Raw genomic sequence first — 24,167 nt, 5'->3', positions numbered from 1 at the left:
ACAAGCGAGCTTGGCGGCATCGGAGGCGCCGAAAACCAGCCCTCACCCGGCCCCGGCAGAGCAGATTTTCAGCCAGTTCCGTCAGATCTCGACGAGATGGTCATCCAATTCATTGGTGTCGCCGGCGGTAACCGGGAAATGCTCGGCCAGCACCGCGCCGACCGATTCGATCGCCTTGGCGAAGCCGTCGGCGAGTCGGTCGTCGCCCGCGTGCTGTGTCAGGTCCCGCACCACGCCATCCCAGACATGCTGGCCGACCTTAGCATCGATGCCGCTGTCGGCAACGACCTCGGCATAGCGCTCGGCGATGGAGACGAAGATCAGCACGCCCGTCCTCGCCTGGGTGCGGTGGACGTTGCGGGCGAGAAATTGCTTCATCGCATTGGCATGCGCCGCCTGGTAGCGCAGCCGTTTCGGCACGAGGTGAATGCGCAAGCCGGGCAGCGCCCAGAGGAGCGCAAGCATGCAGCCAAACGCCAGAAGCTGAGCAAGCACGAAATGCGGCAAACGGATGGTCAGCCACAAGGCTTCCAGCCCGTAGGCCACTGCGAGGCTGACGACAATCGTGGCGAGCGCCGCCGCGAACGCGGCCGGGAAGAAATAGCCGTCGCTGGACCCCGCCACGACGCAGTATATCTCGCCGTCGGTCCTTGCTTCCGCGGCACGGATGGTCTCGGCGATGCGGTCATGGTCCTCGGGGCTGATCGGTCGCGTTGCCATGGTTTCTCACCAGCTTCCAGAGGAGCCGCCGCCGCCCGACGAACCGCCGCCGCCGGAAAACCCGCCACCGCCGCCACCGGAGGACCAACCTCCACCGCCCGACGACCAGCCTCCGCCACTGGACGACCATCCGCCGGAGGATCGCCGGCTGGGCTCGAAGGTCATGCCGAGCCAGCGGTAGCGGCCGGGCCCGATCTTCTGGCCGAAGATCGGCGGCAGCACCGTCAGGGCGATGCTGCCGAAGAAGATCAGCGCCCAGAGGGTGATGAAGATGGCGAAGAACAGGTCGTCGGAGTTGAACGGCGCCTGCTCGTTGCGCTTGCCGCGCGCCTCCAGCTCCTCCGGATTGCCCTCCAGCACCATGATCATGTCGTCGACGGCCTTGCTGATGCCGCCGGAGAAGTCTCCGGCGCGGAAGGCCGGCACCATGTCGTTTTCGATGATCAGCTTGGTGTGCAGGTCGGTCAGCGTGCCTTCCAGCCCATAGCCGACCTCGATGCGCATCTTGCGATCGTTCGGCGCAACCAGGAGAAGGACACCATTGTTCTCCTTGGCCTGGCCGAGCTTCCAGAAGCGGAACAGCCGGTTGGCGTAGGGCTCGATCTCCTCGCCGCCGAGGGTGGGGATGGTCGCGACGACGATCTGGTCGGAGCCTTTCTTCTCGAAATCGGCGAGTTTCTGGGTCAGCGCCGCGCGCGTGCCGGCATCGATAATGCCGGCATTGTCGACCACACGGCCGGTGAGCGGGGGCAGGTCGGCGGCAAGGGCGGCGATGGGGAGGAGAAGGCAGAAGATGCTCAGCAAAACGCCAATGAAGGCACTCCGTCCCCTCTGGCCTGCCGGCCATCTCCCCCGCAAGGGGGGAGATTGGCAGCTTCGCCGCCAGCCATCTCCTCCACACGCCGAAAACTGGCGAAGAGACAGATGACGGCTAATCTCCCCCCTTGCGGGGGAGATGTCCGGCAGGACAGAGGGGGGTGCGAAGGAACGCAAGGTTGGCAAGTTCGATAGATTCGGTCGCCGCTCACCCGCCCTGCTTGGTGCTCGTGCCGAAATCCACTTTCGGCACCTGCATCTTGTCTTCCTCGACGGTGAAGTTCGCAAACGGCTCATTGCCGCGGAACCAGAATGTCGCCCACAGCACCGACGGGAAGGTCCTCAGCGTCAGATTGTACTCCCTGACCGCCTGGATGTAGTCGCGACGCGCCACCGCGATGCGGTTCTCGGTGCCCTCGAGCTGCGCCTGCAGCGCGAGGAAATTCTGGTTGGCCTTGAGGTCGGGATAGTTTTCCGAGACCGCGATCAACCGCGACAGCGCGCCCGTCAGCCCGGCCTGGGCATCCTGGAATCTTTTGAGGGCTTCCGGATCCTTCAGCGTCTCCGGCGTCACCGTGATCTGCGTCGCCTTGGCGCGCGCCTGGACGACCGCGTCGAGCGTGTCCTTCTCGTGCGAGGCGTAGCCCTTCACCGTCTCGACCAGGTTGGGGATCAGGTCGGCGCGACGCTGATACTGGTTGAGCACCTCGCTCCAGGCCGCCCTGGCATTCTCCTCCGCCGTCGGGATGGTGTTGTAGCCGCAGCCGGCAAGCAGCGGCAGCACGAAGGCCATCATCAGCAAGGCCGGCAAATTGCGGAAAGCGGAGGGTAGAAGAAGGCGCTCGGCGAACATGATTGGTCCCCTCGACAGAAGTTGTGATGCGAAGCATTACCACAATCCGTGCGCAAGAAAACGACCCGGTGATGACGCAGCCTTGGTCCGGCCGCTCGCCCCCTGTGAATACGCGATCGAACAGGCTAAGCTCCGGGCCGGAAAGGACATTTGCCATGGCCGAGCGCCGGGACGACGAGAACGAATCGCGCCGCATCCTCGAGCGCGTGGCGCGCGAAACGACGCCGGGCGGCGCTTCCTTCGTCGCCCGCACCGCGAAGGACGCACGCGACCACGTGACCGCGGCCGATGCCGACCGCTCCGATCCGATCGAAGTTTGGGGCACCCGCATTGGCCGAACGCTCGGCCTCATCATCGCCATTGGGCTGTTGGTCTGGCTGGTGTATGCCGCCACGCAGGGTGGCTAGGAACCGAATTTCATGAATGCTGATAAAACCGACGCGCCGCGCGCGGTCATCGTCATCTCCAGTCATGTCGCCCGCGGCTCGGTCGGCAACCGCGCCGCGGTGTTCGCGCTGGAGACGCTGGGGTTTCCGGTCTGGGCGGTGCCGACCGTGATCCTGCCCTGGCATCCAGGCCACAGCCGCGCCACCCGCATCGTGCCGCCGCTCGAGCAGTTCAAGGCGCTGATGGCCGATCTCGAGCGTGCGCCGTGGTTGGGCGAGGTGAGCGCGGTGCTCTCGGGCTATCTCGGTGAGGCCGGCCAGGCGGAGGCCGTCGCTTCGCTGGTTGCGGCCGTCAAGGCGAGGACACCGGATGCCCTTTATGTCTGCGACCCGGTGATGGGCGATTCAGGCGGCCTTTATGTGCCGGAGCCGACGGCCGTCGCGCTGCGCGACAGGCTGATGCCGATCGCCGACATCGCCACGCCCAACCGCTACGAGCTCGAATGGATGGCCGGAGCGCCGCTGCCCGACATCAAGTCGGTGACGGCGGCCGCCCTGCACGCCGGTCCCTCCACCATGCTGGTCACCTCGGCACCCTCGATGATGGCGGGCGGCACCGGTAACTTCCTCCTCGACGACCGACACGCGCTGCTTGCCGAGCACCGCCTGATCGAGAAGCCGCCGAACGGGTTGGGCGACCTGACGGCCGCCGTCTATCTCGCCCGCATCCTTTCCGGCCAGCCGGCAGCGAAGGCGCTGCAGTCGACCACGGCCGCCGTCTACGAGATTCTTGCCCGCACCGCCAAACGCGGCGGCGACGAGCTGCAGCTCGAGACGGACGCGCAGAGCCTTTCGCATCCGATGGCGATGGTGCAGCTTCGCCATCTCCTTCATCCCGGGCGGGACAAGCGGGCGTGACGCCAGGCGGCGGCGTGCTGGCCGGCGTCGACGGCTGCAAGGCCGGCTGGATCGCCGTCCATCGCGAACCTGGCGCGCCGCCATCGGCATCGGTCTTCGCGACTTTCGAGGCTCTGCTACACGCCCTGCCAGACGCCACGATCGCCGTCGACATGCCGATCGGCCTGCCTGATTTTTCCAACCGCGGCGGTCGCGGGCCGGAGGCGCTGGTGCGGCCGCTGCTCGGAGCATGGCAGTCGAGCGTCTTTGCCATACCATCGCGCGCTGCGCTTTACGCCGATACCGGCAACTTCACCATGGAGGAAGCCTGGTATGCCGCGCACCGGCGGGCAAGCGAGGTGGCTATGACGACTTCCGATCCGCCGCGCGGCGTTTCCATCCAGGCCTTCGGTATTTTTTCGAAGATTCGCGAGATCGACCAGCTGTTGATCGCGCGACCGGATTTGCGCGGCCGCATCTTCGAATCGCACCCAGAAGTCGCCTTCTGCCGGATGAACGGCGGCACCGCGATGATCCTGCCCAAGAAGATCAAGGGCACTATCAACCCGGCCGGCCTGGAGGAGCGCAAGGCGCTGCTTTGCCGGCAAGGCTACGACAAGACCTTCCTCGACCAGGCGCCGCCGAAGGGTGCCGCCGGCGACGACTTCCTCGACGCGGCCGCCATGATGCTGATCGCCGGCCGCATCGCCAGCGGCGAGGCGCGGCCCTCTCCCGATCCGCCGCTTACCGACCGGTTCGGCATTCAGGTCGCCATCTGGGCATGACCGATCGGGGCGGCCGGCATGCGTCTGCGACGCCGCCATCCGCAATTCGGCATTGCCCGCGACCGGCTTTTGCCGCTAGAGGCTTTTTTCGATCGCAACGAGCTGCCGCCCCCAAACCCTCGGAAAGGCTCTAGCCGCCAATGCCTCACCTTCCCGAACATCTGCTGACCGGCTATCGCAACTTCATGAGCGGCCGCTATCCCGCCGAAAGCGACCGCTACCGCTCGCTGGCGCGCGAGGGCCAGGCGCCCGAGACCATGATCGTCGCCTGCTGCGATTCCCGCTCGGCCCCCGAAGCGATCTTCGATGCCGGGCCGGGCGAGCTCTTCGTGCTGCGCAATGTCGGCAATCTCGTGCCGCCCTATGAGCCGGACGGCGAGTTCCACTCGACCTCTGCCGCGCTCGAGTTCGCCGTGCAGAGCCTGAAGGTTAAGAACATCGTGGTGATGGGCCACGGCCGCTGCGGCGGCATCCGCGCCGCGCTCGATACCAATTTTGCGCCGCTGTCGCCCGGCGATTTCATCGGCAAATGGATGAGCCTGATCGCGCCGGCTGCCGAGACCGTCTCGTCCAGCACCTTCATGACGGCGACCGAGCGCCAGACGGCGCTGGAGCGCATCTCGATCCGCTATTCGATCGCCAATCTCAGGACATTCCCTTGCGTTTCGATCCTCGAGGGCAAGGGCAAGCTTACCCTGCACGGCGCCTGGTTCGACATCTCGACCGGCGAGCTCTGGGTGATGAACAAGGAGACCGGCGATTTCGAGCGGCCGGAGCTTTGATGGAGGGTTGATGGAGCGGATCTGGTGTAGGTTTTTCCTTGCGGCAGCGCTGCTGCTGTCCGCAACGATCAGCGCCAGCGCCGATGACAGCGCCGTCATCGATCGTTGGTATTCGGCACTCCTGGTCGCCGACCGCACCGAACTTTCCGAATTGCTTTCTGAAGAGGTGCACATGAAGCTCGACGATGTCGGCGTCGTCCAGGACAAGCAGGAATTCCTCGCTTCGATCGACGAATGGCAAGGCGCGGTTGCCGGCGCCGCCATCCGCCATCGCATCGAGAAGAGCGAAAAGGGCGAGACCACGGTGCTCGCCTGCTACGATTTCCCCGAGAACGACACGCTGATGCGCGAGACCTTCACCGTCGTCGGCGGCCGCATCACCGCCAGCACTCAGACGGCGGTCGCGCAGGACTGCAGCGCCTACTGATCCTGTTGTTGCGCGGTGCCGAGCACCGCCCTACATCGGGATAACCCGCCTGCATTCAGCCCCACCAAAAGCGCCTATGGATTTGCCCATGTCAAAGACCGTCGACCTCGCCGCCCATCCGCTGACGCTTTGGCAAGGCCCGCTCGGCCTGCCCGATTTCACCCGCATCGGCGACAATGATTTCGGGCCGGTATTCGACGCGGCGCTAGCAGCGCACCAGGCTGAGATCGACGCGATCGCCGGCAACAGCGAGGCGGCAACGATCGAAAACACGCTGGCTGCACTTGAGGTCGCCGGCGAGCCGCTCGACCATGTCTCGTCGATCTTCTGGTGTCGGGCCGGCGCCCACACCAACGACACCATCCAGCAGCTGGAGCGCGAGATTTCGCCCAAGATGTCGCGGCACTTCTCCGCGATCTCGATGAACGAGAAGCTGTTTGCCCGCATCGACGACCTCTACCAGCGCCGCGACAGGCTGAGCCTCGATCCCGAGACGTTGCGTGTGCTGGAAAAGACCTGGAAAGGCTTCGTCCGCTCCGGTGCGAAGCTCGATGCGGAAGGCAAGAAGCGGCTGGCGGAAATCAACGAGGAACTCTCCTCGCTCGGCACCAAATTCGGCCAGAATGTGCTGGCCGACGAACGCGACTGGGCGCTGTTCCTCGACGAGGCTGACCTCGTCGGCCTCCCGGATTTCTTGAAGAGCTCGATGGCCGAGGCGGCCGAGATGCGTGGCCAGAAAGGTCGCTATGCGGTGACGCTGTCGCGCTCGATCTACGAGCCGTTCTCGACCTTCTCGGAGCGCCGCGACCTGCGCGAGATCGCCTTCCGCGCCTTCATCATGCGCGGCCAGAATGGCGGCGCCAGCGACAATACCGATGTGGTGCGCGACATGCTGAAGCTGCGCGCCGAGAAGGCGAAGCTGCTCGGCTATGAGTCTTTCGCGGCGCTTAAGCTCGACGACACGATGGCGAAGGCGCCGAAGGCGGTGCACAACTTGCTCGATCCGGTCTGGGAAAAGGCGCTGGAAAAAGCGGCCGCCGATCAGAAGGAGTTGGAGCGGCTGGCCACCGAAGCCGGCAGCAACGACAAATTCGCGGCATGGGACTGGCGCTTCTACCAGGAGAAGCTGCGCACGGAGAAATTCGCTTTCGACGAAGCCGAGCTGAAGCCCTACCTGCAGCTTGAGCGCATCATCGACGCCTGCTTCGATGTCGCGACCAAGCTGTTCGGCGTCAGCTTCGAGGAGAAGAAGGGCATTGCCGCCTGGCATCCCGACGCGCGCGTCTTCGTGGTCAAGAACGCGGACGGCAGCGAGCGCGGCCTGTTTCTGGCGGATTACTTCGCGCGGCCCTCGAAACGCTCCGGCGCCTGGATGAGCGCGCTGAAATCCGGCTACAAGCTTGGGAAAGGCGCGAAGCCCGTCATCTACAACATCATGAACTTCGCCAAGCCGCCGGCCGGCGAGCAGGCCCTTCTCTCCGTCGACGAAGCAAAGACGCTGTTTCACGAATTCGGCCATGCGCTGCACGGCATGCTGACCGACGTCACTTGGCCGTCGGTCTCCGGCACCTCGGTCAGCCGCGACTTCGTCGAACTGCCCTCGCAGCTCTATGAGCATTGGCTGACGGTGCCGGCGGTGCTGGAAAAGCATGCGCTGCACGTCAAGACCGGCAAGCCGATGCCGAAGGACCTGCTCGACAAGATGCTCGCCGCACGCACCTTCGGCGCCGGCTTCGCCACGGTCGAGTTCACCGCCTCGGCGCTGATCGACATGGCTTATCACGCAAGGCCGGACGCGCCGGCCGAGCCGCTTCCGTTCGAGGCTGAAACGCTGGAAAAGCTGCATATGCCCAACACCATCGCCATGCGTCACCGCACCCCGCATTTCGGGCATATCTTCGCCGGCGAGGGGTATTCAGCCGGCTACTATTCCTACATGTGGTCGGAGGTGCTGGACGCCGACGCCTTTTCCGCCTTCGAGGAAGCAGGCGATCCCTTCAACCCGGACCTTGCCGAGCGGCTGAGGAAGAACATCTACGCCGCCGGCGGCTCCAAGGACCCGGAAGAGCTTTACACGGCCTTCCGCGGCAAGATGCCTTCGCCCGAGGCGATGATGGTGAAAAGAGGGTTGGTGTAGCGCGCCCCTCCCTTCTCCCCATGTGGGAGAAGGTGGATCGGCGCGGAGCGCCGAGACGGATGAGGGGTGTTCCAGCGGAGTGAGACGTCAGCATTCCTTGGAGCACCCCTCATCCGTCGCCTGCGGCGACACCTTCTCCCACAGGGGGAGAAGGAGGAGCCTCATCCTTCCACGGATCCTTCACCCTCGGCCATATCGGCCTCGTCAGCTTCCTGTAATCCGTCACCGCCGGATTGCTGGGATAAGAACTCGGCGCCGCGACATAGATGACCTCGGCGGCGATCGGCGCGAAGCCGGCGTAGAAATGGTTGGTCGACTTGATCAGCAGGATGTCCTTCGACATCGGATCGACGCCGATATTGGAGAAGATGTCCGGCTCGAAGGTCTGGGTGCGGTTGGTGTTGAGGATGACGTCGACCTCGGTGCCCTCGATGCGAACCACCGCAGCCGGCCCGAGCGTCACCCGGCTCGGCCCGAAGCTTTGCCAGCCCTCGCTGACGGCCTTGAGCACCGTGACGCGTGCGTCGATCGGCTCGCCCGCCTGCGGCCCGGCCTTGCCGCCGAAGCGCAGGTCGATGACGGCGCCCTCGCCGGCGGCCTGGCAGAAGGTCACCGCGATCGGATCCCAGATCGTGGCGACGCCGACCCTGTCGATCCCGCGCGCTAGCAATTCGGAGAGCACGATGGTGCCGTCGCCCGGCACGCCGCCGCCCGGATTGTCCCAGATATCGGCGATCACGACCGGCTTGTCCTTCTGTGCCGCACGCACGGCAAGCGCCCGCTCGATGCCGGCGGAGGCGGAGAGCATCGTCATCGCCGTCTTTTCGCGCAGCGCATAGAGCTCGCGTCCCAGCGTCTCGGCAAGCTTCTCGCCCTTTTCCTTGTCGTTGTCGGTGATGACCAGGATTCGCGTGCCCATTTCCGGCACGTCGGCGGCCATGAAACCGTGGATGACCGAGACCGACAGCACGCCGTCCTTGCCGTGCAGCGCTTTGATCTTGTCGACGAAGGAGCGCATCGGCTCGCGGCTGGTCGGCAGCACCTGGATCATGCGGCAGTCGAAGGTCGAGATCACCGGCCTGATTTCGCCCCGCGCCGCGGCAAGGCCGAGCTCGACCACATGCTCGCCGCGCTCGTAGAAATCGGTGTGCGGGAATTCGAGGAAATAGGCCATGATGTCGGAGGCCGCGACGCGCTTGGGCGTCAGATGGCTGTGCGGATCGAATTCCGAGGCGATCACCACCTTCGGCCCGACGATAGCGCGCACACGCTCCAGCAGGTCGCCCTCGCAGTCGTCATAACCCTGCGCCACCATCGCGCCGTGCAGGCCGAGGATCACCGCATCGACCGGCAGGGCGGCATTGAGCTGGTCGAGGATCTCGTCGCGCAGCGCCTCAAAAGCCTGCCGCTGCACCAGCCCGCCGGGCTCCGCCCAGGTGGCGGTGCCTTCGATGACGGTCAGGCCTTCGCTGGCCGCACGCCGGCGCAGCGCCACGATCGGCGAGGAGCACAGCGTCGGGGTCTCCGGATGTTTTCCCGGGCCGGCATAGAAGGCCATCTCGAACGAGGCCCGGTCGGTCGGCACCGGCGAGAAAGTGTTGGTTTCCGTCGCCAGGGAGGCGGTGAAGATGCGCATCAAAACTCCGTGGACTATTTGTTTTTGGCAATTCCGGACGGAAAACCGCTGCACAGTTTTCCTGGAATTGCCGGGATTGCTATTTCACCGCTCCTAATGCCAGCCCGCGGACCAGGTAGCGCTGGAGCCAGATGAAGAGGATCGCCACCGGCAGCGTCGCCAGCAGCGTGGCCGCCATGACATGGTGCCATTCGATCGTGTAGCGCCCGGCGACCAGCGAGAAAACCTGGATCGGCAGCGTGTAGCTTTCCTGGCTGCGCAACATGGTGAGCGCCACGACGAACTCGTTCCAGGCGTTGATGAAGGTGAAGATCGCCGTCACAGCGATTGCCGGCAGGCAAAGCGGCAGGAACACTTTTCGCAGCGTCAGCCAGCGGCCGGCCCCTTCCATCCAGGCGGCCTCCTCGAGGTCGCGCGGAATGGTGTCGAAATAACTCTGCAGCATCCAGACGGTGAAGGCGACGTTGAAGGCCATGTAGATGAAGCCGAGTGCGGTCGTGCTCTCGACCAGCCCCCAGGCGGCCATCAGCCTGAACAGGCCAAGCACCAGCACGATCGGCGAGATCATCTGCGAGATCAGAAGGAACTGGCGGAAGGCGCCATAACCGGCAAAGCGGAAGCGCGACATGGCATAGGCCGCCGGCACCGAGATCAGGATGGCGCCGATCGTGGCGAGCGCCGAGACATAGAGCGAATTGAGAAGCGCCTGGCCGAAACCGGTCGCCACCCACATATCGGCAAAATTCGACCAGCGGAATTCGCTCGGCCACCATGTTGGCGTCAGCACTTCGGTCCGCGGCTTGACCGCAGTGAGGAACATCACCGCGAAGGGGAAGATCGTCACCACGATCAATGGCGCAAGCAGCAGCCAGGCGATGATCGAGCGTTTCAGCTTGCCGTTTCTCATGCGCGTTGCTCCCGCATGGCGAGCCGCACATAGATCATGGTGAAGATGAGCAGGATGACGAACATCACCAGCGACACCGCCGAAGCCTCGCCCAGCTTGCCGATGCGGAAGGCGAGCTTGTAGAGATGGGTGACCAATATGTCGGTGGAGTTCGCCGGTCCCCCTTGAGTCATCACCCAGATGATCGGGAAGGAGTTGAAGACGTAGATCGTGTTGAGCACGATCGCGATGTTGATGAACGGTTTTAGGAGCGGAAAGGTGATCTCGCGGAACTGCTGTAAGGGGGTCGCGCCCTCCAGCGCCGCGGCTTCGTAGAGATCGTCGGGGATCGACGACAGGCCGCCGAGGAAGATCGTGGTGGTGAACGGCACCGTCACCAGTATGCCGATCAGCACCTGCATCGGGAAGGCGGTCTCGGCGCTCGCCAGCCACTGGATGTTCTGGCTGATTAGGCCGAGCTTCATCAGCCCCGAGTTCAGCATGCCGCTTTCGCCGTTGAGCGCCCAGCGCCATACCACCGCCGTCATGGTGAGCGACACCGCCCAGGGCAGCATGATGATGACGCGGGCCAGCCCACGGCCGTAGAAGTCGGTATTGAGTATGATCGCCACCGGGATCGACAAGAGCAGCGCCCCGCCGACCACCAGCACGGTCCATAGGCCGGTGCGCCACAGGGCGGCGACAAAATCGGGATCGGCAGCAAGCGCCCGGAAATTGGCCAGGCCGCTGAAGTCGCGCAGCTGGCCAAAGCGATTCACGTCATGCGTCGAGATCTGCACGAGATCCCAGACGGGCCAGAAGATCACCACCGCCGCCAGCAAAAGGCTGGGAAGCGTCAGCAGATAGGGCACGACACGGCTTTGCATCGGCTGGCTTGCACCGCGTTGCGGGTAGATGGCAGTGGCATTGGTGCTCAAGGCACGTCCCCGCATTGGAATTTCGCTGGCCTGCCGGCTTGGCTGTCGTTCTTCCTGGGCAATTGCTTCAGGATTTGCATTCCTCGCCGGCGTTTGAGCCGACATCGATGATTGTCCTTGTCTGAACCGATTGCCCGGTCGTTCTTCCGCAATCCGACAGAAAACCGCGCCCGTTTTCCTGCGATTGCCAAGCCGGAGAGATGTGGCGCGCCCCGACGGGGTGGGGCGCGCCACGGGCGCAGGGAGATACGCCCTATTTCTTCAGTACGCCGTTGGCCTTGTCTGCCGCCTCCTTCAAAGCGGCCTCCGGCTCGGCGCTGCCGAGATAGATCTTCTGCATGGCGTCGGAAGTGATCTGGGCGATTTCTTCCCAGCCCGGGATGACCGGCGCGAAGCGAGCGTCGGGCAACAGCGCGGTGAAGGCGGCGAGGTCGGCGTTGTTGACGTAATAGTCCATCTTCGCCTCTTCCTTGTTCACGGGCAGGAAGCCTTCGCCTTGCGTGAACTTGGCGCGCTGCTCCTTGGTGAACAGGAAGTCGAGCAGCTTCCAGGCCTCGTCCTTGTTCTTGGAGTTCTTGAACATGATTATGGAATCGGTGACGCCATAGGTGCCGCGCGCGCCGGTCGGCCCGGCCGGAATGGCGGCGACGCCGTATTTCAGGCTCGGCGCCTCTTCCTTGATCTGGTTGGAGAGGAATGGCGCGGTGATCATCATGCCGACCTTGCCCTGCTTGAACAGGTTCTGCACGTCCTCGCGGTTGTTGGAGGTCACGCCAGGCTCGGTCAGGCCCTCGTCGATCATCGACTTGTAAAGCTTGGCCGCTTCAAGCGCGCCCGGCGTGCTCAGGCCCGACGTGCCGTCCTTGTTGAGGATCTCGGTGCCGAATGACCACATCGCGTAGTAGTAATAGACGTCCGTCTCGATCTCCTTGCCTTGCAGGCCGTAGCCGAAGGCGCCGACCGCCTTGATCTTGCGCGCGTCCTCCTGCAACTCGGTCCAGGTTGCCGGCGGCTTGGCTATGCCGGCCTTCTCGAACAGCTCCTTGTTGTAATACATGGCACGCGCCGAGGCGGCGATCGGCAGGCCATAGGTATGGCCGTTCATGATCGAGGGCTGCAGGAAGGTATCTATGAAGCGGTCCTTGAACTCGGGCTTGATGTAGCTGTCGAGCGGCTCGGCGACGTCTTGCTGCACGAAGTCGATCAGCCAGCGCGTGCCGATGATCGACAGATCGGCATTGGTGCCGGCAGTGATGTCGGTGGTCAGCTTCTGCAGGAGCACGTCCCACGGCACCACTTCATATTTGATGGTAATGCCGGGATTGGCCGCCTCGAACTCCTTCTTCACCTCTTCGAAATAGGGGCCGGTCTTGGCGCTGTATTCGGCGACGGTGACGCGCACCTCGCCCGCATCGGCGGGCGCGGCAAGCGCCAGCATGCTCATTCCGGCCAACAGGCCGACAGTCCATTTCGCAAGGCTCATCTGATCTCCTCCCGTGATGCGCATTCGCGCCTGGCCCGGCGGGCACAGGATTTATGTTACTTTCCTACATTATCGATGGTTTTCGGGGAAGCAAGCAGTTTATCATGTTGCTTAATTACATTTCGTTGAGTAGCGTTCTCTCCCTGTCGGAAGTGGCGAGGAGCACTGATCGTGGCGTCGCAGGGCGATTTCGAGGGCAAGACAATTGTCGTCACCGGCGCCGGCGGCGGTCTTGGCTCGGCGATCGTGGCGCTGATGGCCGAGCGCGGCGGCCGCATCGTCGGCTGCGACCAGTCGGCCGAGGCGCTGACCAGCCCGTACATCGCCTCGTGCCACGTTTTCAACCTGCTCGACCGCACCTCGATCGAAGCGGCGATCTCAAGCCTGCTCGACAAGGACGGCGTGCCGGATATCCTTGTCAACAATGCCGGCTGGACGCGCGCCGAGACGCTGAAAGCGTTGACGCCGGACAGAATAGAACAGGAGCTCGACCTCAACCTCGCCGGCGTGATGAGTTTCGCCGATCCGCTGGTCAAGGCGATGGCCGCGCGCGGCTCGGGCAGCGTCGTCTTCATCTCCTCGGTCAACGCCATCGCGCATTTCGGCAATCCGGCCTATGCCGCCGCCAAGGCCGGCATCAACGCTTACGCCAAGTCGATCGCCGTCGAACTTGGCCGCAGCGGCGTGCGCGCCAACGTCGTCTGCCCTGGCTCGATCCGCACCGCCGCCTGGGATCATCGCCTGGCTAAGGATCCCGAGATCCTCGGCCGGCTGAAGCGGCTCTATCCGCTCGGCCGCATCGTGAATGCGTCGGAAGTGGCCGAGGCCGTGGCTTTCCTTGCTTCCGACCGCGCATCCGGCATAACGGGCGCCGTGGTGCCGGTAGACGCCGGACTGACAGCCGGCTACCTGCCTTTCATCGACGACATTTTGGGAGCGTGACCATGACCGATGTCCAGTTTCGCAACCTATCGAAATCCTTCGGCCAGCATAAAATCCTCGAGGACATCAACCTCGAGATCAAAAGCGGCGAGTTCGTCGTGCTGGTTGGTCCGTCCGGCTGCGGTAAGTCCACGCTCCTGCGCATGCTGGCCGGGCTGGAGACGATCTCCTCCGGTGATCTCGTGATCGGCGGCACCCGTGCCAACGACCTGCCGCCGCAGAAGCGCAACATCGCCATGGTCTTCCAGTCCTATGCCCTGTTCCCGCATCTGAGGGCCGCCGACAATATCGGCTTCGGCCCGAAGATCCGCGGCGAGACGCGTGCCGCGATCGACGACAAGGTGAAGAAAGCGTCCGGCGTGCTCAACCTCTTCTCCTATCTCGACCGCTATCCCAGGCAGTTGTCCGGCGGCCAGCGTCAGCGCGTCGCCATGGGCCGCGCCATCGTGCGTGAGCCCTCCGTCTTTCTGTTCGATGAGCCGCTCTCCAATCTCGACGCGCAGTTGCGCGTGCAGATGCGCACCGAGATCAAGGCGCTGCACCAGCGGCTGAAATCGACCATCGTCTACGTCACCCACGACCAGATCGAGGCCATGACCATGGCCGACCGCATCGTCGTGATGGATCGTGGCCGCATCCAACAGGTCGGACAGCCGCTCGAACTCTACGACCGGCCGGCCAACAAGTTCGTCGCCGGCTTCATCGGCTCGCCGTCGATGAGTTTTGTTTCCGGCGCGCTGAAGACCGCCGACGCCAAGTCCTGGTTCGAGACCAAAGGCGGCGGCCGGCTGGCGCTTGCCGGCAAGACAGCGTCCGGCGGCGACACGGTCGAGGCGGGCATCCGCCCCGAGCATTTCATCATCGGCGCGCGTGACGATGCCATCGCCATCGACGTCGACGTGGTCGAGCCGACCGGCTCAGAGACCCATGTCTATGGCTCGATCGGCGACGACACGGTACGCGCCGTGTTCCGCGACCGGCTGCAGGTGAAGCCGGGTGACCGGCTGCCAGTGAGCGTCGACCCGCGCAACATCCATCTCTTCGACAAGGCGACGGGCCTGCCGCTGTGAGATGAAAGGATGAAGACCCCGGCCGACATCATCACCCGCCTGCAACTGATGTCGCAGGACGGCACCAAATCGGACCGCCGGCTGGCCGGCTTGGTGCTTTCCGATCTCGATTTCGCCTCCAAGGCAGCGATTTCGGAGATTGCCGCGCGTGTCGGCGTCAGCGAGCCGACCGTCACCCGCTTCTGCCGCAATCTCGGCTGCGAGGGCCTGCGCGATTTCAAATTCTATTTGGCGCAGGCGATCGCCATCGGCGGTCAGTACCTGTCGCCGGAACCGCTCAGCCGCGACGCGCGGGAGCAGCGCATCGCTTCCGCCATTACCGAGGCAGCGGTCGCCGCCATCCAGCGCGCCAGCGAAAATCTCGACATGACGACGCTGATGGCTGTCGGCGCCCGCATCGCCGGTTCCGGCAATGTGCTGTGCATCGGCTCCGGCGGCATCTCCTCGATGATGGCGACGGAGATGCAAAATCGGCTGTTCCGGCTGGGCCTCTCGGCGCTCGCCCAGGTCGACGGCCAGTTACAGCGCATGTATGCGGCGGTCGCGACACCGGAGACGACGCTGGTCGCCTTCTCGGTCTCGGGCTATGCCCGCTCGGTCATCGAGGCGGTCGAGGTCGCGCAGCAATATGGGGCAGCCACCGTCGCCATCACCGCGCCCGATTCGGCTTTGGCCAAGGTCGCCGACACGGTCATCCAACTGCAGTCTTTCGAGGACGGCAATATCTACAAGCCGACCTCGTCGCGCTACGCACTGCTTGCCATTCTCGACATGATCGCCACCACGGTGGCGGAATCGCGCGGGCCGAAGGTGCTGGAGAACCTGCGCCGCATCAAGCAGAGCGTGAACACGCTGAAGGTCGACGATCCGAAGCTGCCGCTGGGAGATTGAAGCGCCGGCGCTGAACTGCCGATCTCCCCGAGTGGGAACCCAAGCGGAGGAAATGTCCGGCAGGACAAAGGCGGGCGCCGGCCCGCCCTGCCTCTCAAGTTTGGATTACCCGGAAAGCGCCTCGACGCTCTTCGCCAGTTCGGCCGCATCACCCCCTATCCGCAGCGTCTTCAGCCGGGACGTGCCTCCGGCCACCACCGAAACCGCCGATCCCGGCACGCCGAGCGCCTTCGCCACCATCCGCTCCAGCGCCGTATTGGCGGCGCCGTTCTCCGGCACCGCGCGCACACGGGCCTTGAGATGGCTGCGCCCGTCGGCGGTCATCTCAAGGCCTTCGATCCGATCCACCGCCGCCTTCGGCGTCAGCCGCACGAAAAGGTCGATGCCGTCGTCGCGCGGACGAAACGGCGAGCCCATGGATCGGCCTTAAGCGACCCAGGACCAGACGGTGGTGATCAAAAACTGGCGGATGAAGAAGATGATCAAAAGAAGAATGATCGGCGAGATGTCGATGCCGCCAAGATCGGGCATGTAGCGGCGGATCGGCCGCAGCGCCGGCTCGGTCAGACGGTAAAGCATATTGCCGACGGTGCCGACAAACTGGTTGCGCGAGTTGACGACGTTGAAGGCATAGAGCCAGGAAAAGATCGCCGAAGCGATGATGATCCACCAGTAGATATCAAGCGCCATGACGATGGTTTGAATAAGGGCGATCATGCCGGTCTCCAAATTGTCGCCGACATGTAGCCATTGCGCGCGGAACGGGCAAGGCCCGGCCATTTCGGCGCTCGATGCCGGGCAGCCGTTTCGCCTTGACATCAAACCGCCGCGACCGATACAAGCCGATCCGCTGGAACGGGGCTGTAGCTCAGCTGGGAGAGCGCATCGTTCGCAATGATGAGGTCAGGGGTTCGATCCCCCTCAGCTCCACCAGCCGAAAGCAGGGGCGGGCTCTGGGCCCGCCAGTCGCTCAATCATCCCAATCGTCCCAATTGTCTTCATCCTGCCGCGGATAGCCGGGGATGACGCGGACAATCGGCCGCTGGCGCTCGTAGCGCCAGTAATACTCGTCCGACGGCTGCGGCTCGTAGGTGCGATAGACCGGCCGGTAGTGCCGCTCGCGCTTCCAATGCTTGTGCTTCTTGTGCGGGCGCACGCAATAGCCGTCTTCCGTCAGGTACGCGCATGTCACATGCGCCTGCTGCACGAGGCCGTCTCCAGCCGGGATACCGATCATCGGCGCCGCCTGAACCGCGGGCGCCAGCGCCAGCATGGTGCCGGCAAGGGTAAGGACGGACAATTTCATCGACCTCTCCATCGTCTCGAATTGGGCGGCCGAGAGACCTTCGGATTCGGGACGATTTGCGGCGACCAGCATCACTTTTCTTTCCCGCCGCACATATGGGCGTCAGATCATGTTTCCACTAGCATCCTGCGTCCTGCACGCCGGCCTGCTCTGTTTCCAGGTCACGAATTGGCAACGAGAAGCCATCTTCCGCGTCATTCCCACGAAACAGACGGGGCGCATTGGGTTGGGCGTCCCGCCGCCGACATATCCGCCATCTCAACGGAGAAGTACCAATGTCAGTGGTGGGAATCCTGCTCCATCTCGGCCGAGCCATCATCCATGCGCACAACAACGCCAAGGTCAGGAACCTGATGGACGCCTCGCCGCCCGAAACCCGCAGAGACACGGGCCGGCAAGCCTCACGCGGCGCCTCCGAAAAAGAGCCCGGCGCCATTCATCCCGGCGGACGCTAAAGCAGCTCCAGGATAAGTGCGAATTGGACGCTCCGCGTGGCCGGTATTGCCCGATCACCTGGAGACCGCCGTCGCTTTGCGATTGCGCTGTCGCGCATAGGCCACGCAGGCGTCCACCGTGCTGACGCAGAGCGCATCGATGCTGTTGGGCAAATTGTTGTCGCCGGCATAGGTCACTTCCGCGACACGGCCGCCGAGCATGCGAATCTGCGTGTTGCAATAGCCGCCGGGCGCGACGTTGACGGACCCTCCAACCGCGGGGATAGCGCCCAGGGCCATGGTCGGCACCGCGATGTTGAGATTGCCGCGCTGCACGCTGCGCTGATAGGTCCAGATCTGGCCGGAAGGTCCCACATCGGCGGTCGCGGTCGGAAAGCCGGCGCACATGCGAACATCGGCCTCGCTGAGGCCGACCATTTCCCGGCGGGCGGCGGCCGTGGTGGGATCCTCTTTCGCGACCCGCGACGTATCGTCGGGGATGACGCAGGACGACAGGATGGAGATGCCTGCCGCAACAAGGGCAAGTTTTCGAATGCGCAAAGATGTCATGCCGTCGGTCGGAGTTGCGTGCCGCCCCAGCGCCTCTTGCCTACCTAGGCAAGCGGGCAAGGGCGTCAACCCGTCGAGGTCCGCAAATTCCGGGCAAAGGCGAGGGCGCCTATCGCTCCTTGCGCTCACGCCACGCGCAAATAGCTCGTCATGCCCGTCTTCTGGTGCTCGATGATGTGGCAGTGGAGCAGCCAGTCGCCGGGGTTGTCGGCGACGAAGCCCAGCTGCACCTTCTCGTCGGGCTGGATCAGATAGGTATCGGAGATAAGCGGCTGGACCGCTCGCGTCGAGGACGACAGCACCTTGAAGCTCATGCCGTGCAGGTGGATCGGGTGCGCGTGCGGCGTCAGGTTTTCCATGTCGATGATGTAGCTTTGGCCGAGTTTCAGCTCGGCCAGCGGCGCCGTCGGGTCCGGCGTGTCGCCCGGCCACGGCACCTTGTTGATGGCCCAGAAACTATAGCCGAGCGACCCACAGATGCTGTCGGCCGCGACATTTTCGGCCGTGGCGCTCAGCGCCAGCGGAATGCGCCTCGCGCCGGCGACGTCCAACTCCGCCACCGGATTGGGCTCGAGCGGGCCGAGATCGCGAAGGTCGCGCTTGAGCGATTGGCCGACCGCACGCAGCGTCGCCAGAACCTTTGGCTTCGTGCCCCTGACATCCCGCAGGCTGACGATCGCGCCTTCGTCGTCGGGCATGCGGACGGCAAGCTCCAGCCGCTGTCCGGGCCCGAGCTGCAGGGCGTCGGGCGCAAAGCGCTGCGGCACCGGATTGCCGTCGAGCGCGATGACGGTGGCCTCGGCGCCGTCGACGCGGAAGCCATAGATGCGCGCGACGTCGGTGATGGCGGCCCGCAGCCGCACCAGCCCGCCGGCCGGCGCGTCATATTGCGGCTGGTCGAGCCAGTTGGCCGTGCGCACCGTGCCATAGGTGCCGCTGCGCGCCGCATCGCGCGGCCGGAACTGCGCGACGAACTGGCCGTCATCGCCGAGGCGCCAGTCGCGCAGATTGAGCGCCACTTCGGCATCGAAGGCAGGATCGTTCGGGTTTTCCACCACGATGACGCCGGTCAGCCCATGGCCCATCTGTTCCAGCGTATTGCAATGCGGGTGATACCAGAAAGTGCCGGCGTCTGGCGGCGCGAAGGCGTAGTCGAAATGATCGCCCTGATACACATAGGGCTGGATCATGAACGGCACGCCGTCCATCTTGTTGGGAACGCGGATGCCATGCCAATGGATGGTCGTCGGGTCGTCGATGCCGTTGACGAGCCGCGCAGCGAATGGCTTGCCTTTCTTCATCCTGATGACCGGCGGCGGGCCGGCCTCGCCATAGGTCAGGACATTCTTCGTTGGCGCGCCGGCCATCAACTGCGCTGCTATGCCTGCCGTCTTCAAGATCAGCGGTTCGGGTTTCGCCGCCGCCCAGCCGGCGAACTTGCCGGCGGTCGAGAGGCCGATGCCGGCCGCGCCGGCCGCCGCGGCGCCCTGCAGGAGTCTGCGGCGTGTGAAGACCGACATTGAGAATCCGGAATGGGTGAGTGGCGGCTTCAGGCTCTACCATCATTCGCGTACATCCCGAAACGGACAGATCGCCGCTCCCGAAAGCCAATCGAATGCCAGGCTGAATGCGGCAGGCCGTGATCCTGATCAATCTCCGACGGCGGCGAAATGTCCGCCGCCGAAATCCTTGAGCACCAGTTTCGGCACGCTCTCGCCGATCCGCCGCGTCGCGCTTGGAATTTCGCGGTCGAGACGGGCAAAGCGTGTCCGGCGCAATGACGGATCGGGAACAGGCACGGCCTCGATCAGCCGCCGCGTATAGGGATGGCGCGGATTGGAGAACACCTGGTCGCGACTGCCGATCTCGACGATCTGGCCGAGATACATGACGGCGACACGATCCGAGACGTTTTCGACCACCGCCATGTCGTGCGAGATGAACAGATAGGCGACGCCGAATTCGCGCTGCAGCTCCTTCAAGAGATCGAGCACGCGCGCTTGCACCGAAACGTCGAGCGCCGAAACGCTCTCGTCGGCGATGATCAGCTTCGGCCTCAGCGCCAGCGCCCGCGCGATGCAGATGCGTTGGCGTTGGCCGCCCGAGAATTCATGCGGATAAAGCTCCATCTGCTCAGACGAGAGACCGACCCGCTCGAACAGCGCTGCCACGCGCTCCCGCCGTTCTTCCTTCGAGCCGATGCCATGGATCAGCAGCGGCTCCGCCACCAGCTCGCCGACGCGCATGCGCGGGTCGAGCGAGGCATAAGGGTCCTGGAAGACCATCTGCACGTCTCGTCGCACCGCCTTGCGCTCGTCGCGCCCGAGGCGGGACAATTCGCGTCCGCCGATCGTCACGCCGCCGCTATAAGGAACGAGGCCGGCCAGCGCCTTGGCGGTGGTCGACTTGCCGCAGCCGGATTCGCCGACCAGCGCCAGCGTCTCGTTCGGCGCGATCGAGAAGCTAATGCCTTCGACGGCATGCACCCTTCGGTTGACGCGGCCGAAGAAGCCACCGCGCAGGTCGAAGCGGACATGCAGGTCTTTCACGACCGCCACCTTGTCTTGCATTGCCGCCACGTCGGACTCGCCGGAAGCCCGGCGGCGCGCGCCGGAGCCGATGCGCGGAACGGCGGCAAGGAGCTCGCGCGTATACGCGGCTTGCGGCCTGGCAAAAATAGCCGATGTCGTCCCCTCTTCGACCATGCGGCCGTTGCGCATGACGATCACCCGATCGGCCATTTCGGCCACGACGCCCATGTCGTGGGTGATCAGGATCACGCTGGTGCCGTGCTGGCGCTGCAGGTCGCGCAGCAGTTCCAGCACCTCGCCCTGCACCGTCACGTCGAGCGCCGTCGTCGGCTCGTCGGCGATCAGCACTGCGGGTTCGAGCGCCAGCGCCATCGCGATCATCACCCGCTGGCGCATGCCGCCGGACAGCTCGTGCGGAAATTGTTTCAGCCGGCTTTCGGCCTCGGAGATGCGCACCGCCTTTAGCGCCGCGACCGCGCGCAGCTTGGCCTCCGTGTGGGATACACCGGTATGCGCCTCGATCGACTCGGTGAGCTGCCGGCCGATCGACAGCACCGGATTGAGCGAGGTCATCGGCTCCTGGAAGATCATGGCGATGCGGTCGCCACGAATGTCGCGCATGCGCCGTTCGTCGAGCACCGTCAGCTCGACGGCACTGCCATCCTTATCGCAAAGCCGGATCGTGCCGGCGGCGATGCGGCCGGCCGGCTGCGGCAGCAATTGCATGATTGCCAGCGCGGTCATCGACTTGCCGGAGCCGGACTCGCCGGCGATGCACAGCGTCTCGCCGCGTTTGAGAGACAGCGATAGGCCGGATACCACCTCGCGCTCGCCATCCTCGCCGCGCACGCTGACGCTGAGGCCGGCGATTTCCAGCACCGCCTCGCCGGCCAGCGCTGATGGAACTTCGCGAACGCTTTGCGTCATTGCTCTCCCCGAGCAAGTCGGAGCGCCGGTCCCCACCCGGACCTTTGGTCCGACCTCCCGACGAGGGGGAGGTAGGGCGCTGGCGTTTTACCCTCCCTCTTGTGGGGAGGGTCGCTGCGAAGCAGCGGGGCGGGGGTGGGGCGCCGACCTCTCATTCAAACACGCAGCGCGGGAAGTAGAACGACACCACCCAGTTCGGCATGTCGACGATCTCGCTGATCCTGAGATCGCCGCAGACCGAGACCAGCATATAGGCGTCAACCGGGTCGAGCTTGTATCGGCCGGCCAGCAGGTCGACCATCTGACTGACCGCCTGCTTGGCGCCGGTCATCAGGTCAGGCGCGATCCCGGTCGTCACCTCATAACCTTTGGCGTCGAGATGCCGCGTCACCGGGCCCGGCGTGGTGAAGCGCGGCGTCTTCAGCCGCGCGTCCTTCACGAGGTCGAGCTTGAGCACGACGTCCATCGGACTCTCGATCGCAGTGCCGCACACTTCGCCGTCGCCCTGCGCGGCATGCGTGTCGCCGACCGAAAACAGCGCGCCTGCCACTTCCACCGGCAGATAGAGAATGGTGCCGGCGGCAAGGTCCCTTATGTCGAGATTGCCGCCGACGCGCCGCGGCGGCACCACCGAATGGTGGCCCATCTCGCCCGGCGCGTTGCCGATCGTGCCGGCAAACGGCTTCAGCGGCACGCGGCCTTGTCTGCCGAACAGCGCCGGCTCGAGCGAGCCGGGGTCATATTTCCAGATGTTGAGTGCCGGCTCCTTGAAGTCGTCGGCAAGCAGACCGAAGCCCGGAATGTTCGCCGTCCAGCCGAAGCCGGACGGCTTGAACATTTCGATCGTCACCTTCAGCGCGTCGCCGGGCTCGGCGCCCTCGACGAAGATCGGCCCGGTCACCGGGTTGATCATGCCGAAATCGAGATTGGCGATATCGCCGACGGTGCTGTCGGCCTTGAGCTGCCCGCCGGAAGAATCCAGGCACTGGAACTCGATCGTCGAGCCAGGTGCCACGCGCTCGGCCGGGGCAAAGGAATTGTCCCAGCCGAAGTGGTGATGGCGCCCGTGGATGGTGTAGTCGCAGTTACTGCACATCTTTCACATACACATTGTCGTAGTTGATCGGGATATGGACCGGGTCGACATAGAGATTGTCGGCGCCGCCCATGCGGGCCGACTTCAGCGTGAAGCGCTGCTCGTTGAAGACCGGCGCCCAGGGTGCGTCCTCCATGATCTTGTCGTAGATCGCGCTCCACATCTTCTCGCGATCCGCGGACTTTGCCGGATCGACGACCGAATCGGCTTCGGCCGCCTTGGCGTCGAGATCCTTGTTGCAGTACCACGCCCAATTCCAGCCGCCCGGCACCGCGCCGGCGCAGCCGAGGATCGGTCCGTAGAAGTTGGACGGATCCGGGAAATCGGCGATCCAGGCCATGCCGCCCGACCAGATCATCGGCGCGCCGGACTTGTCGCCGCCGGCGGCAATCACGTTGGCCTGGGCGAGCGATTGGATGCTGGCCTTGATGCCGATGGCCGCCAGATCCTGCTGGATCGCCTGCGCGATACGCGGATTGGGGTCGGTGTTCATGGCGAACAACTGCGTTTCGAAGCCATCGGGGTGGCCGGCCTCGGCAAGCAGGGCCTTGGCCTTGGCGACGTCATAGGGGTAGCCCTTGAAAGCTTTGTCGTAACCGGGCATCGACGGCGGCAGCGGCTGATTGGCCGGCACCGCGCGGTTGTTGATCATCTGAACGATGCGGTCCTTGTTGATCGCCATGTTCACCGCCTGGCGCACCTTCACATTGTCGAAGGGCGGCATGGTGGTGTTCATGGTGATGTAGCCGGTGTGCAATTGCCCGCCCACCACGACGCGGGCCTTCTGCTCCGGATCGTTCATCACCTCCTGGAACTTGGCCGGCGGAATGCCGTCGCCGGGCACGTCGATCTCGCCCTTCTGCAGGCGCAGCAGCGCCACGATCGGCTCCTGGCCGATCTCGAAGGTGATCTTGTCGAGATGCGGCAGGCCCTTGTGCCAGTAGTCGGGGTTGCGCTCGAAGACGATGCGCTGGCCGAGCGTCCATTCGGCAAGCTTGAAGGCGCCGGTGCCGACCGGATGCTTGCCGAAGTCGGCGCCGTATTTCTCGACCTCCTCCTTCGGCACCACATGCGAGAAATTGATCGCCATGACATGCAGGAAGGTGGCGTCCGGGCGGGTCAGCTCGAATTTGATCGTATAGGGATCGACCGCGGTGACGCCGGAGAGGCTGTTCGCTTTGCCGGCGGCGACCTCGTCATAGCCTTTGATCGAGCCGAAGAAGCCGGCGCCCGGGCTCTGCGTCTTCGGATTGGTGACGCGGTCGAGCGAGTATTTAACGTCGTCGGCCGTCATCTCCCGGCCATTGTGGAACTTCACGCCGTGGCGCAGCTTGAAGGTGAAGGTCTTGCCGTCCGGCGAGATCTCGTAGCTTTCGGCAAGGTCGGGCTTCAGCTTGGTGGTGCCGGGCTCATAGTCCATGAGGCCATCGAACAAGCTTTTGATCATCGACCAGTTCTGCCAGTCGTAGCCGATCGCCGGATCGAGCGTCGCGACATCGTCCTTGTAGGTGATGGTGATGGCGCCGCCCTGCTTGGCGTTAGGGTCGACCGCGTCGTCGGCGCGCGCGCTTGCCATGCCGAGCATCAGCGCAAGCGCCGAGGCCGCCACGGTGGATGCCAGAAATCGTCTCATGTCACTGTTCCCTTTCTCTGG

25 protein-coding genes and 1 tRNA gene are annotated in these 24,167 nt (G+C 64.4%); 11 read left to right on the top strand and 15 right to left on the bottom strand.

Features of this window, described 5'->3' with window-relative positions:
* Positions 1-81: 81 nt before the first annotated feature.
* From P9254_RS21390 to P9254_RS21380, 3 genes are all read right to left on the bottom strand, one after another.
* A complete protein-coding gene (locus P9254_RS21390; RefSeq protein ID WP_067324916.1) occupies positions 82-720 on the bottom strand; it encodes a TPM domain-containing protein in 639 nt (212 codons plus the stop codon).
* Positions 721-726: 6 nt separating this feature from the next.
* Entirely contained in the window at positions 727-1,533 is an 807-nt protein-coding gene (locus P9254_RS21385) for a TPM domain-containing protein (protein ID WP_442920335.1), read from the bottom strand.
* Between the two features lie 211 nt (positions 1,534-1,744).
* On the bottom strand, positions 1,745-2,389 hold the full coding sequence (locus P9254_RS21380; protein ID WP_095779831.1) for a LemA family protein: 645 nt from the start codon (positions 2,387-2,389) through the stop codon (positions 1,745-1,747).
* A gap of 155 nt (positions 2,390-2,544) precedes the next feature.
* Between P9254_RS21380 and P9254_RS21375 the strand changes: the two genes are divergently transcribed.
* The 6 genes from P9254_RS21375 (at position 2,545) to P9254_RS21350 (ending at position 7,803) form a co-directional block, all read left to right on the top strand.
* Entirely contained in the window at positions 2,545-2,796 is a 252-nt protein-coding gene (locus P9254_RS21375; RefSeq protein WP_067001435.1) for a hypothetical protein, read from the top strand.
* 12 nt (positions 2,797-2,808) lie between these two features.
* Entirely contained in the window at positions 2,809-3,693 is an 885-nt protein-coding gene (gene pdxY / locus P9254_RS21370; RefSeq protein ID WP_095799696.1) for a pyridoxal kinase PdxY, read from the top strand.
* Positions 3,690-4,457 carry a DUF429 domain-containing protein gene (locus tag P9254_RS21365; RefSeq protein WP_278057099.1) on the top strand — a complete coding sequence of 256 codons (768 nt, stop codon included), beginning with the start codon at positions 3,690-3,692 and terminating at the stop codon, positions 4,455-4,457. The genes pdxY and P9254_RS21365 overlap by 4 nt, the downstream gene beginning before the upstream one ends.
* A gap of 140 nt (positions 4,458-4,597) precedes the next feature.
* Entirely contained in the window at positions 4,598-5,239 is a 642-nt protein-coding gene (locus P9254_RS21360) for a carbonic anhydrase (RefSeq protein WP_067001427.1), read from the top strand.
* A gap of 10 nt (positions 5,240-5,249) precedes the next feature.
* Positions 5,250-5,666: a hypothetical protein gene (locus tag P9254_RS21355; protein ID WP_095799694.1), complete on the top strand. Its 417-nt coding sequence runs from the start codon at positions 5,250-5,252 to the stop codon at positions 5,664-5,666.
* A gap of 82 nt (positions 5,667-5,748) precedes the next feature.
* Entirely contained in the window at positions 5,749-7,803 is a 2,055-nt protein-coding gene (locus P9254_RS21350; RefSeq protein WP_278057124.1) for a M3 family metallopeptidase, read from the top strand.
* Positions 7,804-7,912: 109 nt separating this feature from the next.
* Here P9254_RS21350 and P9254_RS21345 read toward each other — a convergent pair whose 3' ends face one another.
* The 4 genes from P9254_RS21345 to P9254_RS21330 form a co-directional block, all read right to left on the bottom strand.
* Positions 7,913-9,439 carry a M81 family metallopeptidase gene (locus P9254_RS21345; protein WP_278057098.1) on the bottom strand — a complete coding sequence of 509 codons (1,527 nt, stop codon included), beginning with the start codon at positions 9,437-9,439 and terminating at the stop codon, positions 7,913-7,915.
* A gap of 79 nt (positions 9,440-9,518) precedes the next feature.
* The gene (locus P9254_RS21340; RefSeq protein WP_067001418.1) at positions 9,519-10,346 is read right to left on the bottom strand and encodes a carbohydrate ABC transporter permease; all 828 of its coding nucleotides are present in this window, start codon (positions 10,344-10,346) and stop codon (positions 9,519-9,521) included.
* The gene (locus P9254_RS21335) at positions 10,343-11,212 is read right to left on the bottom strand and encodes a carbohydrate ABC transporter permease (protein ID WP_127215915.1); all 870 of its coding nucleotides are present in this window, start codon (positions 11,210-11,212) and stop codon (positions 10,343-10,345) included. The genes P9254_RS21340 and P9254_RS21335 overlap by 4 nt, the downstream gene beginning before the upstream one ends.
* 304 nt (positions 11,213-11,516) lie before the next feature.
* A complete protein-coding gene (locus P9254_RS21330; RefSeq protein ID WP_067002159.1) occupies positions 11,517-12,746 on the bottom strand; it encodes an ABC transporter substrate-binding protein in 1,230 nt (409 codons plus the stop codon).
* A gap of 171 nt (positions 12,747-12,917) precedes the next feature.
* On the opposite strand from P9254_RS21330, the gene P9254_RS21325 reads away from it, so the two are divergent.
* From P9254_RS21325 to P9254_RS21315, 3 genes are read left to right on the top strand one after another with little or no spacing between them, the layout of a single operon-like run.
* Positions 12,918-13,688, top strand: coding sequence for an SDR family NAD(P)-dependent oxidoreductase (locus tag P9254_RS21325; RefSeq protein WP_127324572.1), 771 nt, complete (start codon positions 12,918-12,920; stop codon positions 13,686-13,688).
* A 2-nt stretch (positions 13,689-13,690) separates the two neighbouring features.
* A complete protein-coding gene (locus tag P9254_RS21320; protein WP_095782651.1) occupies positions 13,691-14,758 on the top strand; it encodes an ABC transporter ATP-binding protein in 1,068 nt (355 codons plus the stop codon).
* Between the two features lie 9 nt (positions 14,759-14,767).
* Entirely contained in the window at positions 14,768-15,649 is an 882-nt protein-coding gene (locus P9254_RS21315) for a MurR/RpiR family transcriptional regulator (protein ID WP_067001412.1), read from the top strand.
* Positions 15,650-15,754: 105 nt separating this feature from the next.
* Here P9254_RS21315 and P9254_RS21310 read toward each other — a convergent pair whose 3' ends face one another.
* Positions 15,755-16,066 (bottom strand): DUF167 family protein, encoded by a 312-nt coding sequence (locus tag P9254_RS21310; RefSeq protein ID WP_278051687.1) that lies wholly within the window; start codon positions 16,064-16,066, stop codon positions 15,755-15,757.
* Positions 16,067-16,075: 9 nt separating this feature from the next.
* On the bottom strand, positions 16,076-16,366 hold the full coding sequence (locus P9254_RS21305; RefSeq protein WP_095782652.1) for a YggT family protein: 291 nt from the start codon (positions 16,364-16,366) through the stop codon (positions 16,076-16,078).
* 140 nt (positions 16,367-16,506) lie between these two features.
* Between P9254_RS21305 and P9254_RS21300 the strand changes: the two genes are divergently transcribed.
* A tRNA-Ala gene (locus P9254_RS21300) sits at positions 16,507-16,582 on the top strand.
* Between the two features lie 37 nt (positions 16,583-16,619).
* Here P9254_RS21300 and P9254_RS21295 read toward each other — a convergent pair.
* Positions 16,620-16,955 (bottom strand): hypothetical protein, encoded by a 336-nt coding sequence (locus P9254_RS21295; RefSeq protein WP_127247301.1) that lies wholly within the window; start codon positions 16,953-16,955, stop codon positions 16,620-16,622.
* Positions 16,956-17,230: 275 nt separating this feature from the next.
* On the opposite strand from P9254_RS21295, the gene P9254_RS21290 reads away from it, so the two are divergent.
* On the top strand, positions 17,231-17,410 hold the full coding sequence (locus P9254_RS21290) for a hypothetical protein (RefSeq protein WP_278057097.1): 180 nt from the start codon (positions 17,231-17,233) through the stop codon (positions 17,408-17,410).
* Positions 17,411-17,464: 54 nt separating this feature from the next.
* Here P9254_RS21290 and P9254_RS21285 read toward each other — a convergent pair whose 3' ends face one another.
* The 5 genes from P9254_RS21285 to P9254_RS21265 form a co-directional block, all read right to left on the bottom strand.
* On the bottom strand, positions 17,465-17,959 hold the full coding sequence (locus P9254_RS21285) for a hypothetical protein (protein WP_095779821.1): 495 nt from the start codon (positions 17,957-17,959) through the stop codon (positions 17,465-17,467).
* Positions 17,960-18,084: 125 nt separating this feature from the next.
* On the bottom strand, positions 18,085-19,479 hold the full coding sequence (locus tag P9254_RS21280; RefSeq protein WP_278057096.1) for a multicopper oxidase family protein: 1,395 nt from the start codon (positions 19,477-19,479) through the stop codon (positions 18,085-18,087).
* Positions 19,480-19,608: 129 nt separating this feature from the next.
* Entirely contained in the window at positions 19,609-21,417 is a 1,809-nt protein-coding gene (locus P9254_RS21275) for an ABC transporter ATP-binding protein (RefSeq protein WP_278057095.1), read from the bottom strand.
* Between the two features lie 151 nt (positions 21,418-21,568).
* The gene (locus P9254_RS21270; RefSeq protein WP_278051691.1) at positions 21,569-22,513 is read right to left on the bottom strand and encodes an acetamidase/formamidase family protein; all 945 of its coding nucleotides are present in this window, start codon (positions 22,511-22,513) and stop codon (positions 21,569-21,571) included.
* The gene (locus P9254_RS21265; RefSeq protein ID WP_095827469.1) at positions 22,503-24,146 is read right to left on the bottom strand and encodes an ABC transporter substrate-binding protein; all 1,644 of its coding nucleotides are present in this window, start codon (positions 24,144-24,146) and stop codon (positions 22,503-22,505) included. Before P9254_RS21265 ends, P9254_RS21270 begins: the two co-directional genes overlap by 11 nt.
* Positions 24,147-24,167: the final 21 nt, after the last annotated feature.

The organism is Mesorhizobium sp. WSM4983 (genome assembly GCF_029625765.1).
Taxonomy (GTDB): domain Bacteria; phylum Pseudomonadota; class Alphaproteobacteria; order Rhizobiales; family Rhizobiaceae; genus Mesorhizobium.
Note: the sequence above shows the minus strand (reverse complement) of the source record. Positions and strands in the feature narration are given on the sequence as shown.